Origin of the sequence: Corynebacterium sp. UBA2622, assembly GCF_002339505.1 — a bacterium.
Taxonomy (GTDB): domain Bacteria; phylum Actinomycetota; class Actinomycetes; order Mycobacteriales; family Mycobacteriaceae; genus Corynebacterium.
The window spans coordinates 1-16,904 of record NZ_DDJO01000009.1 but is presented as its reverse complement, the minus strand read 5'-3'; the positions used below and the strand labels follow the sequence as shown (position 1 = coordinate 16,904).

The 16,904-nt window shown below is 69.1% G+C and carries 18 protein-coding genes; 1 reads left to right on the top strand and 17 read right to left on the bottom strand.

The window, feature by feature from the left end; all coding sequences use genetic code 11:
* Positions 1 to 17 precede the first annotated feature (17 nt).
* A complete protein-coding gene (locus tag B3611_RS02665) occupies positions 18 to 779 on the top strand; it encodes a class I SAM-dependent methyltransferase (RefSeq protein ID WP_291313532.1) in 762 nt (253 codons plus the stop codon).
* Here B3611_RS02665 and der read toward each other — a convergent pair.
* The 17 genes from der to B3611_RS02580 all read right to left on the bottom strand — a co-directional run bounded on the left by der (position 776) and on the right by B3611_RS02580 (position 16,590).
* A complete protein-coding gene (gene der, locus B3611_RS02660; protein WP_291313531.1) occupies positions 776 to 2,317 on the bottom strand; it encodes a ribosome biogenesis GTPase Der in 1,542 nt (513 codons plus the stop codon). The two genes, B3611_RS02665 and der, sit on opposite strands and share 4 nt — an antisense overlap.
* Positions 2,314 to 3,009, bottom strand: coding sequence for a (d)CMP kinase (gene cmk / locus B3611_RS02655; RefSeq protein WP_291313794.1), 696 nt, complete (start codon positions 3,007 to 3,009; stop codon positions 2,314 to 2,316). The genes der and cmk overlap by 4 nt, the downstream gene beginning before the upstream one ends.
* The gene (locus B3611_RS02650) at positions 3,009 to 3,938 is read right to left on the bottom strand and encodes a pseudouridine synthase (RefSeq protein WP_291313530.1); all 930 of its coding nucleotides are present in this window, start codon (positions 3,936 to 3,938) and stop codon (positions 3,009 to 3,011) included. Before B3611_RS02650 ends, cmk begins: the two co-directional genes overlap by 1 nt.
* A gap of 63 nt (positions 3,939 to 4,001) precedes the next feature.
* Positions 4,002 to 4,574 (bottom strand): SMC-Scp complex subunit ScpB, encoded by a 573-nt coding sequence (gene scpB, locus B3611_RS02645; RefSeq protein WP_291313529.1) that lies wholly within the window; start codon positions 4,572 to 4,574, stop codon positions 4,002 to 4,004.
* A gap of 11 nt (positions 4,575 to 4,585) precedes the next feature.
* Entirely contained in the window at positions 4,586 to 5,410 is an 825-nt protein-coding gene (locus B3611_RS02640) for a segregation and condensation protein A (RefSeq protein WP_291313528.1), read from the bottom strand.
* Entirely contained in the window at positions 5,410 to 6,279 is an 870-nt protein-coding gene (locus B3611_RS02635) for a ParA family protein (RefSeq protein WP_291313527.1), read from the bottom strand. Before B3611_RS02635 ends, B3611_RS02640 begins: the two co-directional genes overlap by 1 nt.
* A 34-nt stretch (positions 6,280 to 6,313) precedes the next feature.
* A complete protein-coding gene (locus B3611_RS02630; RefSeq protein ID WP_291313526.1) occupies positions 6,314 to 7,396 on the bottom strand; it encodes a hypothetical protein in 1,083 nt (360 codons plus the stop codon).
* Between the two features lie 53 nt (positions 7,397 to 7,449).
* Positions 7,450 to 8,358, bottom strand: a complete 909-nt coding sequence (gene xerD / locus B3611_RS02625; protein WP_291313525.1) for a site-specific tyrosine recombinase XerD — start codon at positions 8,356 to 8,358, stop codon at positions 7,450 to 7,452.
* Positions 8,358 to 9,005 carry an NUDIX domain-containing protein gene (locus B3611_RS02620; RefSeq protein WP_291313524.1) on the bottom strand — a complete coding sequence of 216 codons (648 nt, stop codon included), beginning with the start codon at positions 9,003 to 9,005 and terminating at the stop codon, positions 8,358 to 8,360. Before B3611_RS02620 ends, xerD begins: the two co-directional genes overlap by 1 nt.
* A gap of 11 nt (positions 9,006 to 9,016) precedes the next feature.
* A complete protein-coding gene (locus B3611_RS02615) occupies positions 9,017 to 9,868 on the bottom strand; it encodes a copper transporter (protein WP_291313523.1) in 852 nt (283 codons plus the stop codon).
* Positions 9,869 to 9,937: 69 nt separating this feature from the next.
* A complete protein-coding gene (gene steA / locus B3611_RS02610) occupies positions 9,938 to 11,167 on the bottom strand; it encodes a putative cytokinetic ring protein SteA (protein ID WP_414646288.1) in 1,230 nt (409 codons plus the stop codon).
* A gap of 74 nt (positions 11,168 to 11,241) precedes the next feature.
* Entirely contained in the window at positions 11,242 to 12,969 is a 1,728-nt protein-coding gene (gene recN, locus B3611_RS02605) for a DNA repair protein RecN (RefSeq protein ID WP_291313521.1), read from the bottom strand.
* Positions 12,969 to 13,889 (bottom strand): NAD kinase, encoded by a 921-nt coding sequence (locus B3611_RS02600; protein ID WP_291313520.1) that lies wholly within the window; start codon positions 13,887 to 13,889, stop codon positions 12,969 to 12,971. The genes recN and B3611_RS02600 overlap by 1 nt, the downstream gene beginning before the upstream one ends.
* A complete protein-coding gene (locus B3611_RS02595) occupies positions 13,889 to 14,716 on the bottom strand; it encodes a TlyA family RNA methyltransferase (protein ID WP_291313519.1) in 828 nt (275 codons plus the stop codon). The genes B3611_RS02600 and B3611_RS02595 overlap by 1 nt, the downstream gene beginning before the upstream one ends.
* Before the next feature lie 36 nt (positions 14,717 to 14,752).
* The gene (locus B3611_RS02590; protein ID WP_291313518.1) at positions 14,753 to 14,920 is read right to left on the bottom strand and encodes a hypothetical protein; all 168 of its coding nucleotides are present in this window, start codon (positions 14,918 to 14,920) and stop codon (positions 14,753 to 14,755) included.
* 5 nt (positions 14,921 to 14,925) lie between these two features.
* On the bottom strand, positions 14,926 to 15,909 hold the full coding sequence (locus tag B3611_RS02585; protein WP_291313517.1) for an HAD hydrolase-like protein: 984 nt from the start codon (positions 15,907 to 15,909) through the stop codon (positions 14,926 to 14,928).
* Between the two features lie 3 nt (positions 15,910 to 15,912).
* Positions 15,913 to 16,590: a tetratricopeptide repeat protein gene (locus B3611_RS02580; RefSeq protein WP_291313516.1), complete on the bottom strand. Its 678-nt coding sequence runs from the start codon at positions 16,588 to 16,590 to the stop codon at positions 15,913 to 15,915.
* Between the last annotated feature and the right edge of the window lie 314 nt (positions 16,591 to 16,904).

Genomic DNA, 16,904 nt, shown 5'->3' with positions numbered 1-16,904 from the left:
TGCTACATTGAACCCCCATGAGGCCCAGCAGGAAGGACACCCCCGCGTTCCGCGACGCGGAGCACCGCCTCTACACGGCCCGTTCCTTCCACACCGGCGCGGACACCTACGATGTCGCCCGCCCGTCCTACCCCTCCGAGGTCGCGGAGCTTCTCGACGCCCCCTCCACCGTCCTCGAGCTCGGCGCCGGAACGGGAAAGTTCACTTCCCTCCTCGCGCGATCGGGCCACACGGTCCTCGCCTGCGACCCCTCCCCCGAGATGACGCGGGTGCTGCGTCGCAACTGCCCGGGTGTACCGGTGTGGCGGGCGAGCGCGGAGCGGACCGCGGTGCGCAGCGCGAGCGTGGACGCCGTCGCCGCCGCCCAGACATGGCACTGGGTCGACGCGGCCCGGGCGAGCGCGGAGGCGGACAGGGTGGTGCGCCCCGGCGGCGGTCTCCTCCTGTGCTGGAACACCCTCGACGTCTCACACCCGTGGGTTCTGCGGCTCAGCCGCATCATGCACTCGGGGGACGTGCAGCGCGAGGGCTTCTACCCCGACGTCCGGCCCCCGTGGGGCCTGGCCGCCGAGCGCCGTCTGCGGTGGTTGCAGCCCGCGCCGGCCCAGGCACTGTTCGACCTCATGGCAACGCGTTCCTACTGGCTTCGTGCGTCGGAAAGCACGCGGGCAAAAATGACGGCGAACCTGACCTGGTACCTCTACGACCGCCTCGGCTTCGAGCCGGGGCAGGTCCTCCCCCTGCCCTACCGCACGGACGCCTTCCTGTACCTGCGTTAGCGCTTCTGGCGCCGCTCGCGCACGCGCACCGCGACGCGGATCGGCGTGCCGTGGTAGCCGAAGGTCTCCCGGAACTTGCGCTCCAGGTAGCGGCGGTAACCCGCGTCGAGGAACCCCGTGGTGAACAGGACGATTGTCGGCGGGCGGGTGGAAACCATGGTGGCGAACAGCACGCGGGGCAGGCGGTTGTTCTTCATGGGCGGCGGGTTCGCGGCGATGGCGTCGCGCATCCAGTTGTTCAGCTGGCCGGTGGAGATCCGCTTGTCCCAGTTCTCCAGCGCCTCCGTCATGGCGGGCTCGAGGCGGTGGAGCCCGCGCCCGGTGTCGGCGGAGATGTTGAGCTTGGTCACCCACGGCAGGTGCCCCACCATCTCGTCGAATTCGCGGTCGAAGTAGTAGCGGCGGTCCTCGTCCATGAGGTCCCACTTGTTGAAGCAGATGACCATGGCCTTGCCCGCCTCCAGCACCATCGAGATGACGCGCTGATCCTGCTCGGAGATCTCCTCGGAGGCGTCGATGAGCACCACACAGACCTCGGCGGCCTCGATCGTGCCGCGCGTGCGCAGGCTGGCGTAGTACTCGTGACCCTGCGCATTCTTCACCTTCTTGCGCAGGCCGGCGGTGTCGATGAACTTCCACATGGATTGGTCCAATTGGATTAGCTCGTCGACGGGGTCGACGGTCGTGCCGGCGACGTTGTCCACCACGGAGCGGTTGGACTTGGACAGCTTGTTCAGCAGGCTCGACTTGCCCACGTTCGGTTTGCCCACCAGCGCCACACGCCGGGGGCCGTCCGTGATCGAGTTTGCGGCGCGGGGGACCTCCGGAAAGACGCGGAGGATCTCGTCGAGCACATCCGCTCCGCCCCTGCCGTGCAGGGCGGAGACGGGCCAGGGGTCACCGAGGCCGAGCGCGTAGAACTCGGCGACATCCGCCCACTGGGACTCGGACTCGAACTTGTTGGCCACCAGTATGACCGGTACATCGGAACGCTGCAGGTTGCGCGCCATCACGGCGTCGGTCTCCGTCACACCGGTGTGCGAGTCCACCACCATGACGATGACGTCGGAGGTTTCCATGGCAACCTCGGATTGGCGCGCGATGGCGCCGTGGATGCCCTTTGCGTCGGGGTCCCACCCTCCGGTGTCCTGCACCCAGAAGCGGCGCCCGCCCCAGTCGGCCATGTAGCTCACGCGGTCGCGGGTCACACCGGGGTGATCCTCCACCACCGCTTCGCGACGACCGATGAACCGGTTCACCAGCGTCGATTTGCCCACGTTGGGGCGGCCGACAATGGAGACCGTGGGCAGGGCCTCCTCAATGTGGCCGGACGCGCCTATGCCGAAGGCCTCCTCGACCTCCTCCCAGTCCTCGTCCGAGAAGTCCCCCGTGTTGTCGAAGTCGCTCTCGCCGTAGTCGGCCTCACCGTACTCCGTGTCATCGAAATCGGAATCATCGAACTGGGCGTCGTCGTACTCCCCGCCGCCGGTGACGTAGAACTCCGGCTCGCCGTACTCCTGTTCGTTGTTGTCGCTCACTGGGCGCTCCTCTCGATGAGCGCGACGAGTGCGTTGAGCACCTCATCGCGGTCCATGTCGGATGTGTCAATGATCTCCGCGTCCTCGGCCGGGCGCAGCGGGCTCACGGCGCGCGAGGAGTCCATCTCGTCGCGTCGTTGAACGTCGGCGAGCACGGTCCGGAAATCGGCGTCGCGCCCGGCGGCGACGTCCTGGTCGTAGCGCCTCTGCGCGCGGACCTCGGCGGAAGCCGTGAGGTATGCCTTTGCCGGGGCATCGACGAGCACGACGGTGCCGATGTCGCGGCCCTCGACGATGGCGCGGTGCGCGTCGGCCGCGAGTCTGCGCTGCAGCGCGACGAGGTTCTCGCGGACCTCAGGGATCGCCGAGACCGCGGAGACGGAGCGCGTCACGTCCGCACCGCGGATCTCACCGGAGACGTCCTCCCCGCCGAGAAGCACCTCCGTGGAGTCCGGGTCGTCCGAGACGGTCAGCGGGAGGTCACGGGTAGCCTCGATCACGGCGGCGGTGTCCCGGGGGTCCAAACCGGCGCGGAGCACGGCGAGCGTGGCCACGCGGTACATCGCGCCGGTGTCCACGTATTTGGCGCCCAGGCGCTTGGCCAGCCGGCGGCAGGTGGTGGATTTGCCGGTGCCGGACGGGCCGTCCACGGTGAGAATCAACCCGTTGCCGGGCATATTGGAAAGCTCCATCACATCTCCACCGCCTTGAACAGGGAGGTCAGCTCGGCGTTGTTCAGCGCGCGCATGGAGCCGGGCTTCATGTCCCCGAGCTGGACGGTGTGGACCTTGGTGCGCACGAGCCGCTGCACCGGGTACCCCGCCGCCTTGAGCATGCGACGCACCAGGTGCTTGCGGCCCTCGTGGATCTCGAGGCGGATGATGGATTGGCCGTTGTGCACGTCGACGATCTGGACGTAATCGGCGGCGGCGGGGCCGTCGTCAAGCTCGATGCCCTTCTTGAGCTGCTTGACCAGGCCGGGCTTTGCCTCACCGAGGACCGTGGCCATGTAAGTCTTCTTTACCCCGTACCGCGGGTGCATCAGGCGGTTGGCCAGCTCCCCGTCGTTGGTGAGCAGCAGCAGGCCCTCGGTGTCGGCATCGAGGCGGCCGACGTGGAAGAGGCGCTGGCCGGAGGCGGTGCGCTCCGCGACGTAGCTGCCCACGGAGGTGCGGTCCATCTCGTCCTTCATGGTGGACTGCACCCCGCGCGGCTTGTTGAACGCGAAGTACTCCAGGTCCTCGTTGACGTTGATGCGGGTGCCGTCGACCCGGATGATGTCCACCGACGGGTCGACGCGCAGGCCCTGCTGGGACACAATGGTGCCGTTGACCTCGACGCGGCCCTGGTCGATCATGATTTCGGCGTGGCGCCTCGAGGCGACACCGGCCTGGGCGAGCACCTTCTGCAGGCGCTCGCCGCCGGATTTCTTCGGTGCTGCTGCGGGGGTGTCGGGCTCGTCCCACCAGTTGTCGTCGAGCGGGTGCGGCTCGCGGCCGTCCGCTTCCCGGCGCTTGTCCAGTCGGACGTTCTGCTTCTTCGCCGGCTTCGCATAGGAGATGTAGAACGTGTCGTCCTTGTCTCTATCCGGTGTGCCGTCGCGGCGAGCGGGAGGGGTCATGGAAGATTCCCTTGCTGTTGTATGCGGTTATGTACCCGCCCCACGCTACCAGCAGGGCCAGCGCTACCAGGCATCCTCGATCGCGTCGATGTCGGGCAGCAGCGGGGCCAGGTCCGGGAGGCGCTCCAGGCCGTCGATCCCGAGAAGCTCCAGGAACAGCTCGGTGGTGACGTAGCGGTGCGCCCCGGACTCCTCATCCGGGTCCACCTCGGCGATGAGCCCGCGCAGCGTCAGGGTGCGCATCACCCCGTCGACGTTGACTCCCCTGACCCCCGCCACCTGGGAGCGTGTCACGGGTTGGCGGTAGGCGACCACCGCGAGGGTCTCCATCGCCGCGCGCGATAGCTTCATCTGGGTGCCGTCAAGCAGGAACGCCTCGACGGCCTCGGCGTTCTCCGGCCGCGTGTACAGCCGCCACCCCTCCGCGGTCTCGCGCAGCTCGATCCCGCTGCCCCGCGCATCGAGCTCCCCGCGCCATTCCACGAGCAGCTTTTCGACGTCCCCCTCCTCCGCTCCGAGAGCCCGAGCGAGAGTCCCGCCCGCGGCGGGGGTGTCCAGGACGAGCATGATGGATTCGAGCCGCGAGCGGAGCTGGGAGACCATCGGGAGGCTGTCTCGGGCGGGAGTGTCGTTCATGTGGTCAGATGCTAGTTCCAGTTGGCCGCGGCCACGACGGCCGGGTCGACGTCCACGCCCGTCCACGCAACCTCGAGGGGGCCCAGCGCAACCTGCTGCTCGGTGTCCACCGCCCGCGCCTTGTACAGCTCCAGGAGGGCGAGAAACCTGCCGACAACCTCCATCGAGCGCAGGCAGTCCTTTGTCAGCGAGGCGAAGGTGACCCACTGGCCGGGACCCACGATCCGCAGCGTGTCGAGGATCTTGCCCGCCTGCTCGGGGACCGACACTGCGACGGCGTGGATGTGTTCGGTGCGCACCCCCTCCGGGGGGCGCGGCCGGAACACGCTCGCAGCGAGCTGGGCGAAGCTCGCCGGTGTGTGGCCCAGGGCCACCGGCGGCAGCAGGTCGGCGAACTGCGGTTCGATGGAGGTCGCGCGGGGGTAGCGTCGTGAAGCGTGCTGCTGCCACTCGGCAAACAGGTCGGCGACCTGCTGGTACGCGCGGTACTGCAGGAGGCGGGCAAAGAGGAGGTCGCGCGATTCGAGCAGCTCGAGGTCCGCCTCCTCGTTCATTTCACCGCGCGGCAGGAGGCGCGCGGCCTTCAGGTCGAGCAGCGTCGCGGCGACGAGCACGAACTCGGTCACCTCGTCCAGCGGAGCCGTCTCGCCGAGCGCGCGGGTGTATGCGATGAACTCGTCCGTCACCTCCGCGAGGGCCACCTCGGTCACATCGAGCTTCTTGGAGTTGATGAGGTTGAGCAGCAGGTCGAACGGGCCCTCGAAATTGTTGAGCACGAGGGTGAAGCCCGTTATTTCCGGCTGTTCGGGCGCCCGGTCCTGCCCCGGGGCGGCCACTACTCCGTGCGCTCCAGAACTTCCAGGGCGAGGTTGCGGTATTGCTGGGCACCCTGGGAGGACGGCGCCCACGTGATGATGGGCTCGCCGGCGACGGACGTTTCCGGGAAGCGCACCGTCCGGGTGATTACGGTGTCGAAGACAGTGTCGCCGAACACCTCGAGCACGCGTTCCATCACCTCCCGCGCGTGGGTGGTGCGGCGGTCGAACATCGTGACGAGGATTCCGACAATCTCGAGATCGAAATTGATCCGGTCGCGGACCTTCTCCACGGTGTCCGTCAGCAGCGCCAGGCCGCGCAGGGAAAAGTATTCGCACTCCATGGGGATGATCACGCCGTGGGAGGCGGCGAGGGCGTTGACGGTGAGCAGGCCGAGGGAGGGCCCGCAGTCGAGGATGATGATGTCGTACTCTTTGAGAACCGGGCGCAGGGCGCGGGTCAGGGTGTGCTCCCTGCCCACCTCGTTGACAAGCTGGATCTCGGCGGCGGACAGGTCGATGTTGGCTGGGACGAGATCGAGGCCTGAGACATTTGTGTGCCGGACCGCGGAGTGGATGCTCGCGGTGTTGTCGAAGAGCAGGTCGTACACCGTCGTCTGGTCCTCGTCGTGGGACACCCCGAGTCCGGCCGACAGGGCGCCCTGGGGGTCCAGGTCAACGAGGAGGACTTTACGGCCCTGCTCGGCGAGGCACGCGCCGAGGTTGATCGTGGAGGTGGTCTTGCCCACCCCGCCCTTCTGGTTGACCATGGATATCACTGTCGCCGGGCCGTGGCTGTCCAGCGGTTTCGGCTGCGGCAGCTCCCGGACCGGCCGGCCGGTCAAGCCGACCTCGGCCTCCTTGGCCTCAAAAAGTGAACCGTCCGACATTCGACACCTTCCCCTCGCACGCCATACGTCTACCCTAGCGGGTTGACTTCGAGCTTACACGCCTGTGATTCCTTCGCCTCCGGGCGAGCGCGACAAAAGCCGCGAGGAGGGCCACTGCCGCGACACCGGCGAGCGCCGCCGGGCCGAACCAGCTGCGGGGGGACCCGGAGTGATTGGCCGGCGTGTTTCCGTCCGAATTTTCCGGCGTGCCACCGAAAGCCGCGTACGGGGTGCCCGGGTCCGACGCTACTTCGACGGGAGCGTTGCGGGCCGTGATCACGGCCAGGAATTCCGCCGTGGTGTCGTCGCGCACAACCTCCATGATGAACGGGTTGTCCGGCGTTTGCCCCTCGGGATACGTCAGGGTCAGGGTGCGGGAGACGGCATCGATGTTTCTCTGCACGCCCTCGATGATCCGCCCGTTGACGTCAACGTAACGCAGCTTGGCGCCATCCTGCGGCATCCCGATGTACTGCATGAGCTGTTGCGCCTTCGCCAGCGACACCCTGACCGTGAGGACGTTTCCCGCGATCGTGCCATCGAAATTCAGGCGCACCGCGTTGGAGGTGTTCACAGTGCTGGCTGGCTTGCGCTCCGGGTGCTGCACCTGCGCGGGGCGCACTTCACCCGGGCTGGTCGCGCTCCCGCTCCCCACCGGGCTGTTCTGCCCTTCCGGCCGCCCCTCCCCCGGGTTCGGGCGGCCTGGGTCGGGCTGCCCCGGCCCACCCGCATTCGGACCGGGTTCTCGGGCCCCGGCTTCCGCCTCACCCGCGCCCACGGCAACCAGCGTGACCGTGGTGCTGTAACCCCCGGCGCTGACCGGAACGCTTGCCGTCGCCCCCGGCTGGTCAGGGGCTGCGACGGTGACCGTGGAACCAGCGGCGGAGATGTTCCACCCGCCTGCGGCGTACCCCACGCTCACGGGCACCCCCACGTCGACGGACGTGCTCTGCCCCGCGGGGACCTCGATCTGGGAGGGAAGCATGTGTTGCACCTGCGCGGGGTCGATGCCCCCGGGGATCTGGGCGAGCGCGGGGCCGGCACCGGTCAGGTCCGCTCCGGCCGCGCCCAAGGCGACGGCGATGGCGAGGGGTACAGAGAACCGGGTCCGGCGCACGTTGTGTCCTTTCGCAGACGACCCCGCCCGGGCGGGCGAGTGTCGGGAGGAGTCTACAGCGCCCGCGGGTGGGCTCCGCGCCACACCTCCCGCAGGTTATCCGCTGTGACGTGGGTGTAGATCTGTGTGGTCGTCACCGACGAGTGGCCCAGTAGTTCCTGCACGGTCCGCACGTCGGCCCCTCCCTCGAGAAGGTGGGTGGCGAAGGAGTGCCTGAGCGTGTGCGGCGAGATGTCCTTCTCCACTCCCGCACGCTGCGCGGCTTCCTTGATCACCGTCCACGCGCTCTGCCGCGAGAGCGCACCGCCCCGCTTGTTGAGGAAGAGCGCATGCGATTTCCCGGTGGCCAGCGCGGAGCGCCCGCGCACCAGGTAGGCCTCGACTGCCTCCCGCGCCGCCCGCCCGACGGGGACGAGGCGCTGTTTATCCCCTTTGCCGGTCACGGTGAGAACCCCCGCGTCCCCCGTCACATCATCCACGGCGAGCCCGAGGACCTCCGAGACCCGCGCGCCGGTGGCGTAGAGCGTTTCAAGGAGAGCCTTGTCCCGCAGTTGGGTGGGGGTGTCCGTCGGGCAGGCGTCGAGAAGCGATGCGACCTCGCCGATGCTCAGTGTGTCGGGGAGCTTCGTACCCGCTGCTGGAGGCGGGACCCGCGCGGCCACGTCCGCCCCGAGGATTCCTTCAGCGACGGCGAACTTGTGCAGGCCGCGGGCGACGGTGAGCGCGCGCGCCGCGGAGGACGCGGCGAGGGGTGCGCCTCCGGAGGTGCCTCGGCGGAGATCCGCAAGGTAGGACTCGAGGTCCAGGGAGGTGACCTGCGCGAGGTCTGTCTTGCCCGCCCTCGCGAGCCAGGTGGTGTAGCGGTCGGCGTCGCGTCTGTAGTTGCTCAGGGTGTTGGCGGAACGTCCCCGCTCGACCGCGAGGTGGTTGAGCCAGACGTCGACGACCTCGGTGGGCCGCATCAGATCTTCTTCAGGTCCCCGCTCAGACCCCGGGCCTTGCGCCGGTCCGCGAGCTTGGTCGGGCGGTACTCGAAGGGCTCGTCCGTACCGCGCGTGGTCGCGCATCCGGCGGAGACCGCGCTGGCGGCGAGTAGCCCGGAGGCGGCGATTGAGTTGACGATCCGCCCCTCGAGGACGGCCCGCCGGGCATCGTCAAGGAGGATCCACTCCAGCGACATGTCCGCCTCCTCGTCCTCCGCTTCGGGTCGCTGCACCTCCGTCAGGCCACGCGCCAGAAAAACCCGCACAGCCTCGTCGGCGAAACCGGGCGAGGTCACCAGGTCAACCAGCACCTCCCACCGGGCGGCCTCGAGTCCCGCTTCCTCGCGCAGCTCGCGCCGGGCGCACTCCAGCTCCGGCTCATCCGCCTCATCGAGGATGCCGGCGGGGAGTTCCAGCAGCCGCTTGCCGACGGAGTGCCGGTACTGCTCCACCATCGCCACCCTGCCGTCCCCGTCCAGCGCGACTACGGCGACGGCGCCGAAATGCTCCACGATCTCGCGTTTCGCCTCCCTGCCCCCGGGCATGGTGACGGTGTCGCGCCGGAGGGCGAGAATGGGTGCCTCGACGAGCAGCTCGGAATCTGTGACGGTGAATTCGTGGGACATGGAACCCGAATCTACCCCTGCCGGGCGTCGATGGCCGCGCGCACGTCACGCACGGTGAGGACCGCCCCGGCATCGGTGTCGACCACCCCCCGGTAGGGAACACTGTCCCCACCACGCCCGGACAGGGCCGCCGCGATGCCACCGTCCCGGCCCGAGTCGGGTGAGGCGACGACCACGGGCGCCATCTGTCCCTGCAGCGCCGCGGCGAGGTCCGCGAGGACACCGTCGGCAAAGGTGGGGCCGTCCCCGTCAGCGGCGGCGGGCCCCGTCACCAGAACGGCCGCATCCGCAGCCATCAAACCCGCGTCCGGCCGGGAGATGAAACCGGCGTCAGCCAGGGTGCCCAGCACGAAGTCCCGGTCCTCGGGGGTGGCGCGGGGCTGCCCCGCCGCGTCGGTGAACAGTGCTGCGGAGAGGGACTCCCCCGCATGGGTTCCGGGTGAGCGGTTCTCCACGGAAAGCTGTGTGCCTGCGGGGAGCGTGTTCGCCACAACCGAGCTGAGCTCGTCGGCGCCCTCCTGGGATGTGAACTTCTCCGTCAGGTCGAGCTCGCCAGCGTTGTCCGCTCCCGCAGCGTCGAGAAGGCGACGGACCCGGTCCACGTCGGCGGGTTCGGCATCCGGTGCCCGGAGTACGACGACGGCCGAGCCCTTCAGCGTGCCCGCGACGAGCTTCTCCGATTCCTGCGCCAGCAGGTCGCTCGCCGCATCGGCCCGGGCCTCCGTCTCTTCGGCGCGCGTGTCACGCGCCTCGGGCTGTTGTTCCGGAGCCGCACCACCCCGGGCGTCGTCAATCGCGGGCGCCACCACGAGTGCACCGAGGGCGAGGCCCAGAGCCGCGCCCCATCCCAGGCCGGCTGCCACCAACGCACCGCGTCCGCTTTTCCGTGTCACCGTCGGTCCCTCTTTCCTGCTCACGTGTTGTGCCCGCCCCTACCTGATCGCGTTCTGGAATTTCTCCGCGATGACGTTCCAGGTGTCCACCAGGTTGCCCACGAAATCCCCGTCGCCGCCCAAGCCCACCACCAGCACGATGGTCGCCAGAAGCACCAGGAGACCGAGCACCGCCCATGCCCACGCCACACCGCCGCGCGCCTGCACGGCGTAGAGATTCTCGATCACGCTCGAATCCACGAGTTTCGGGCCCGCCTTGAGCCGCGTGAGAAGCGCCGCCGGGCTGGACTGGTGAGCTCCCGCGAAGATGGAGTCGAGGTCGACCCGGTCCCCCACCGTGACGATCATCTCGGCATCGTGGAAGCTCGCGAGGAGCACCGCCAGGTCGACCGGGGAATCAGTCGCCGCGGGGAAGGTCATCGCCCCCACGCCGAGATCCTGGATCCGTTCGAGGCCAGCGGCGTGCCCGTCCGGGTCCGCGGGGAGGATGACGCGGGCGCCGCCACGCAGGTTCTCCGCGGCGACGTCGGCCGGGTCGCCGACGATGAAGTCCGGCGCGTAGCCGAGGTCGGCCAATGTGTCCGCGGCCGAGCCCACGCCGATGATGACGGGTGAATACTCGCGGATGAAGTTGCGCAGCCGCTCCACCTTGCCCCGCGTTTCCGGGCTCGGCTCGACGACGAGGACCTTGCGCCCGGCCATGGAGGAGCCCATCTCGGGAACCCCGACACCGTCGATGAGCAGCGGAGACTCGGAGTGGATGAACTCGATGGTGTTGCCGAAGTACGCCTCCATGTGGTCGAGCAGGCTGCGCTGGGCCGAGGAGAAGGACTCGTCCACTCCGGCGCGCTGCACCACGGCCGCGCGGGCGACGGGCTTCCTGCCCACCAGAACGTCGCCCTCCGGGGTGACGGCACCCTTGCGTCCGTCGCGCATCTCGGAGCGCAGCGCCTCGCCGGCGTCCTCGAACATGGGGATTCCGGCGTCGAGGAGCAGGTGCGGGCCGTAATTCGGGATGGATCCGGTGAAGAAACGGGAGATGTTGACCACCGCGGCAGGCTGGGCTTCGATGAGCATTTCCGCCTCACGACGCGTCATGTCCGGCGCATCCACCACCGCGATGTCACCCCGTCCCAGCCTCGACTGGCCGCGCCCGCGCGCGGTGCAGTCGCGCAGGGTGCCCCGCACGCCCTCGTCGGGGGAGGTGGCGGGCCCGGGAGTTCCCTCGGCGCCGCCGGGGGTGCGAGAAAAGACACTCATGCGAGACATTGTGCAGGTAAAGGCGGTCCCGCCGGCGGAGGCGCGCGGGAAACCGGCGGCAAATTCTGCCGGGCCAGCCTCCGTCAGCCGCGCAGGTCGGCCACCTCGCGCTGGGCCCTCTCAAACAGCTCCTGGGCGTGGGCCCGGCCGGTCTCCGAGTCCTCCATGCCGGCCAACATGCGCGCGAGCTCCTCCACGCGGGCTTCCGCCGTCAGGCGGCCCACCCCGGAAGTGACGGACTCGTCGCCGACGTTCTTGGCCACGTGGAGATGCGTGTCCGCGTAGGCGGCCACCTGCGGCAGGTGGGTGACCACGATGACCTGGTTGTTCGTTGCCAGCCTGGCGAGCCGGCGCCCGATCTCCACGGCCGCGCGCCCGCCCACCCCGGCGTCGACCTCGTCGAAGACGAGCGTCGCCCCGCTCGTCGAGGCGCTGAGGATCACCTCCAGCGCGAGCATGACGCGCGAGAGCTCGCCACCCGAGGCGCTCGTCGCCAGCGGCTGGGGCTCCATCGTGTCGTTGGGGGCGAGCCGGAGCTCCACCGCGTCCGCACCGTCACGGGAGTAGGGCTGGGAGTCCACGACAACGCTCAAGCGCGCCTTCGGCATGGCAAGCCCGCGCAGCTCCCCCGTCACGGCTTCGCCGAGCGCCTTCGCGGCGCGTGTGCGCACCTTCGTCAGCGCCCCCGCCCGGGCGGCGAGATCCTTCTCCAGCCCAGCAACCCGCTTCTTCAGCTTCTCGACGGCCTCGGCCGACGTGTCGATTTTGTTCAACCGCTTCTCCGCCTTCGCCCGCCACGCGAGAACTCCCGCGATGTCGGGAGCGTACTTGCGGGTCAGCGCCTTGAGCTCCTGCTGGCGCTGGAGCTGCCTCTCCAGCTCGGCGGGGTCGCTGGGCAGGCCCGCGGCGTAGCTGCCCAGTTCCGCGGAGACATCGGACAGCACTCCAGCCACGCCCGTGAGCTGCTCGCCCAGCTCCTTGAGCTGCGGGTCGCTGGATCCACCCAGGGCGGCGGCGGCTTTGCCGACCAGCGTGGAGGCGGCCTCGTCGTCGCCGCCAAACTCGCCTGCGGCATCGGGCCCGTCGATGGCCACAAGGGCGGTCTCGGCGGCTTCGCGCAGGGCATCGACGTCCTGCAGGCGGTTGATGCTCGCCACCAGTTCCTCGTCCTCACCCTCGACGGGGGCAGCCGCGTCGATTTCCCCGATGGCGAACTGGAGCCGGTCGACCTCCTGCGCGAGCTCGCGGCGCTTCTCCGTGCGCTCCCTCAGATCACGGCTGGCCTCGCGCCAGGCGGACCACACCTCCCGGTACGCCGCGAGCGCCTTGGCGGCCGCTGGCTCGAAACGATCGAGCGCCGCAAGCTGCTGGTCGGGGGACATGAGCCGGAGCTGGTCGTTTTGCCCGTGGATCGTGAGCAGGTGCCCGGCGAGCTCCGCCAGGGTCGCCGCGGGAACGGTGCGCCCGCCGAGGTGCGCCTTGGAGCGCCCGGTGGACCTGACGGAGCGCGAGACGATGTACTCGTCGTTCTCGTCCGCCTCCGCCCCGGCCCCCGAGGCAATTACCTCGACGGCACCACGTGTTTCGTCCGGGAGCCCGTCCAGGCTGAAGGCACCCTCGACGAGCGCCTGGTCCGCCCCTGTGCGCACGCGCGAGGCGTCGGCGCGCCCGCCCGTCAGCAGGCGCAGGCCGGTGACGACCATGGTTTTGCCGGCACCTGTTTCACCCGTGAGTACCGTCAGACCCGGGCTGAGCTCCGCCGTCGCGTGGGGGATGACGCCGAGGTTGCTGATCGAAATTTCAGTGAGCATTACTTCGTCGCCGGCCCCCTCCACCCGGAGACGGGCAGCTTGAACTTGTGCACGAGGCGGTCGGTGAAGGGGTGCTCGTCCAGGCGGACCCAGCGCACGGGGCGGCGCCCGCGGACGATCTCCACACGCGACCCGGGGGGCATCTCCATCGACCGGAACCCGTCGAGGACGACGTTGGCCTCACCCGTGTTGGACTCGGACTCGATGGCCACCGTTGAGCGCGGTGACACCACCAGGGGCTTGGTGAACAGGGCGTGCGCGTTGTTGGGCACCACGAGCAGCGCCTCCACCTCCGGCCACATGACCGGGCCCCCGGCTGCGAACGCGTAAGCGGTGGACCCGGTTGGCGTGGAGACGAGCACCCCGTCGCAGCCGAAGGAGGACACCGGCCGGAAATCCACCTCGAGGGTGGCATCCATGACCTTGGTGCGGTTCACGTTCTCGATGCTCGCCTCGTTGAGCGCCCAGCCGGTGCCCAGGACGTTGTCCTCCGAATCGAGGAGCACAACGTCGATGGTCATCCGGTCCTCGATGCGGTAGGTCCTGTCGATGACCCTCCCGATGGCCTCCTGCAGGCTCTCCTGCTCCCACTCGGCTAAAAAACCCACGTGGCCGAGGTTGATCCCCAGCACGGGCACGTCCTGCGCGTGCGCGTAGTTCGCCGCCCGGAGGAACGTGCCGTCGCCGCCGAGAACGAGCACGAGCTCGCACCCGGCCGCAGCCTCGGGCCCCTCCTCCACCCGCTCCAGCGACCGCAGGGATGCCTCCTCCTCGACCGGGCCCATGTTCTTCTGGTCCAGCAGCCGCACTTCGATGTCCGCCTCCGTGAGCAGTTCAGCGGCGCGCGCGGCTGCCGAGATGTTTCCGGCGCGGTAGGTGTGCGGCACGAGCAGGATCGCGCGGTTATTGCGTGCAGTCATCAGGTTCGTGGTCCTTCCTCGACGGCTCGGGTGACAAGGGCGCTGAGGGTGTCGTCGTCAAGCGAGGACGCACCCGCATCCTTGACGAGCCACAGGAAGTATTCTACGTTGCCGCTCGGCCCGGGAAGCGGCGAGGCGACGACATCCTTCAGGCTCAACCCGAGCCCCTGCGCGAAGCGGGCGACGTCGGCCGTGACCTCGGCGCGCAGCGCACCGGACCGAACGACCCCACCGCTGCCGAGGCGGTCCTTGCCCACCTCGAACTGCGGCTTGACCATCGGCAGGAGATCGGCGCCGTCGCTCAGGCACTCAGCAATGGCCGGCAGGACGAGTCTGAGGGAGATGAACGACAGGTCCCCCACCATGAGGTCGGCGGGACCGCCCATCATGTCGGGGGTCAGCGTGCGGATGTTGGTCCTGTCCAGGACAGTCACCCGGGGGTCGTTCTGGAGCCGCCAGATGAGCTGCCCGTACCCCACGTCGACCGCAACGACCTCGCGCGCCCCCTTCGACAGGAGCACGTCCGTGAAACCACCGGTGGACGCACCGGCGTCGAGCACACGCCGCTTATCGACGTCCAACCCCCGCGGCCCGAAAGCATCCAGCGCACCGAGCAGCTTGTGCGCCCCGCGCGAGGCCCAATCATCGGCATCATCGGTGCTCACCCTGATGGAGACCCCCGGTTCAACCACCGTCGCGGGCTTGGTGGCCGCGAAACCGGCCACCTCCACCCGGCCCTCCTTGATCCATGATTGCGCCTGCTCACGCGAGCGAGCGATCTTGCGGCGCACGAGCTCGGAATCGAGTCGACGGCGGCCAGGTGCCATCAGGCGTCTCCTTGGTGTTGTGCTCTGGTTGAGGTATCAGCCCTTCTGCAGGGCCTCGTGCAGCACCACGTGGGCGCGTGTGAGCTGGTCAAGCTCCTCGCGAAGGCTTCCGGACGGCTCGGCCAGGATATCCCGGATCTGCGCGGAAAGCGTGTCCCCGTCGATGCGGGGGGCGCGGGGGTCGTGTGGGACGGGGGCTCCCACTCACCTCACCACCATTCGGCACACGCCTTCTCGGCGGCGTCGGAGTCGGGGCGGACCAGCGCCGGGGGCTCGGGCATGTGCCACGCGACCTGGAGCGCCGTTCGCAGCGCCTGCACCGGGGTAGCGTCAGCAGTGCCGCGACCGAGAATCAGATCCCCCTTGTCCACGCGGGCGGTGAATCCCCCCTGGGGCCCGGGGGCGAGCTCGGCCGCGTCCATCCGCAGGGCGGAGAGGTCTTCCCCGATGAACGTCGGGCGCTGCTCCTTCGGGGCCTCGAGAAGGGCGAGCGGGCCGGACACGCCGGTGAGCACGTGGAGGGACGGGATGCGCGCGGCGACCGCACCGGCTATGTCCGTGTCGAGCCGGTCTCCCACGGCCAGCGGGCGCGAGGCACCCGCGGTGCGCGTGGCCTGAATATACATCGCGGCCTCCGGCTTACCCGCCGCCTTGGGCGTGACACCGGTGGCGGACGTAACCGCCGCCACCATCGAGCCATTCCCGACGAGCAAGCCCCTCTCCGTCGGTAGGGAGGTATCGAGGTTCGAGGCGAAATAATCAGCGCCGCGCTGGATGGCGAGGGCCGCCTCGGACAACTCGCGCCACCCGGTGTCCGGGCTGTGGCCGTGAAGGACGGCCCGGGGCTCGTCCTCGGCGGACGCGACGACCTCGTACCCCGCCTCGCGGGCGAGACTCCTGAAGGATTCCGACCCGAGCACCAGGAGCTTCGCCCCGGGCTCGATGTGTTCGCGCGCCATGGAAAGGGCTGCCTGAGCGGAGGTCAGGACATCCCCGGGCTCCGCACGAATCCCTAGCCCGTGGAGCAGCTCCGCAACCTCCCCGGGCCCGCGGTAGGCGTTATTCGTGATATACACGGCGGGAACGTCCAGCCCGTCGATGGTTTCCACCGCGTTCGGAAGAGCCGTTCCCCCCGACCAAACGGTTCCGTCGAGGTCGAGCAAGACCACGTCGCATGCATCCACGAGTGCCATGATCTAATCCCCCAGCTCGGCGAGACGAGCCGCCGCGTCCGTGACGCCGTCGGTATCGATGGCGGAGGCGTGCCCGAACCACGTCCGCGCCTCCGTCTCGCGCCCCAGCGCCAGAAGGGCCTCGGCATAGGCGTAGGACAGGCGCGCCTGTTCCGGACCCTCCGACTCGAGAGACGGGCGGAGGCGCTCAAGCGTGGCGAGCGCCGCCTCGTGCTGGCCCAGGTCGTGGCGTGCTCCGGCGAGAACAATGCCGAGCTCAACTTTGGCGTCGTCATCCAGCTGACGGACCTCGGGAGCCCGACCGATCTCCAGGGCCTTCTCCGGCCGGCCGAGGCCACGCTCCGCGTCCGCCATGACCGCAAGAAGACCCGGCCCGCCGGACATGCGGCGGGCCGCGCGGAGCTCCGAAAGCGCTTCCTTCCACTCACCCGCGTGGTAGGCAACAATGCCGTTTGTCTCGCGGACAACACCGACCCTGCCAGCGCGGTTCTTCGCCGCGCGCGCGTGACGCAGCGCCAGCTGGGCATCGTCCTCGAGAAGCGTGCCGGCCATGATCATGTGTTTGGCCACGCGATCAGCGTTGTCCTTGGAGAGGACACGGAGGTCCTGCAGGACGGAAGGATCCAGCTCGTTTACGTCGAGATCGGCGGGCAGATCCGGTTCCGAAAGTCGCTGATTCATTCGGTCTTCACGGAAGCCGTGCCGCTGCGGGTTCGACCGATTGTGCCGCACGCTTCCGTCCTCCCGGCGTCCGGCTCCGCGTCCACCTGACCGGCCCCCCTGGCCGCGCTCCCCGTCCCCATCACGACGACGGTCGCCACCACGACGTTCATTCCGGCCGGCAGCGGGACCCTCATTGCGGGTACGGCGCGGACGCTCGTCCCTGTTGCGGGAATACGACTCTTCGGACATGGAGACCCTTTCTACTTGGACCCGACCAGTATAGGGGCAGGAGGGAACAACGCTCACATGCCCATGAAAAAACGCACCCTCCG

What these genes read in the sequence shown, in the direction of transcription:
- B3611_RS02635 (WP_291313527.1), bottom strand. Translation starts at nt 6,279, where the DNA reads ATGTCGGACGGTTCACTTTTTGAGGCCAAGGAGGCCGAGGTCGGCTTG.
- B3611_RS02650 (WP_291313530.1), bottom strand. Translation starts at nt 3,938, where the DNA reads ATGACCCCTCCCGCTCGCCGCGACGGCACACCGGATAGAGACAAGGAC.
- B3611_RS02600 (WP_291313520.1), bottom strand. Translation starts at nt 13,889, where the DNA reads ATGACTGCACGCAATAACCGCGCGATCCTGCTCGTGCCGCACACCTAC.
- B3611_RS02585 (WP_291313517.1), bottom strand. Translation starts at nt 15,909, where the DNA reads ATGGCACTCGTGGATGCATGCGACGTGGTCTTGCTCGACCTCGACGGA.
- B3611_RS02580 (WP_291313516.1), bottom strand. Translation starts at nt 16,590, where the DNA reads ATGAATCAGCGACTTTCGGAACCGGATCTGCCCGCCGATCTCGACGTA.
- scpB (WP_291313529.1), bottom strand. Translation starts at nt 4,574, where the DNA reads ATGAACGACACTCCCGCCCGAGACAGCCTCCCGATGGTCTCCCAGCTC.
- cmk (WP_291313794.1), bottom strand. Translation starts at nt 3,009, where the DNA reads ATGGAGCTTTCCAATATGCCCGGCAACGGGTTGATTCTCACCGTGGAC.
- xerD (WP_291313525.1), bottom strand. Translation starts at nt 8,358, where the DNA reads ATGCGGCCCACCGAGGTCGTCGACGTCTGGCTCAACCACCTCGCGGTC.
- B3611_RS02620 (WP_291313524.1), bottom strand. Translation starts at nt 9,005, where the DNA reads ATGTCCCACGAATTCACCGTCACAGATTCCGAGCTGCTCGTCGAGGCA.
- recN (WP_291313521.1), bottom strand. Translation starts at nt 12,969, where the DNA reads ATGCTCACTGAAATTTCGATCAGCAACCTCGGCGTCATCCCCCACGCG.
- B3611_RS02665 (WP_291313532.1), top strand. Translation starts at nt 18, where the DNA reads ATGAGGCCCAGCAGGAAGGACACCCCCGCGTTCCGCGACGCGGAGCAC.
- steA (WP_414646288.1), bottom strand. Translation starts at nt 11,167, where the DNA reads ATGTCTCGCATGAGTGTCTTTTCTCGCACCCCCGGCGGCGCCGAGGGA.
- B3611_RS02595 (WP_291313519.1), bottom strand. Translation starts at nt 14,716, where the DNA reads ATGGCACCTGGCCGCCGTCGACTCGATTCCGAGCTCGTGCGCCGCAAG.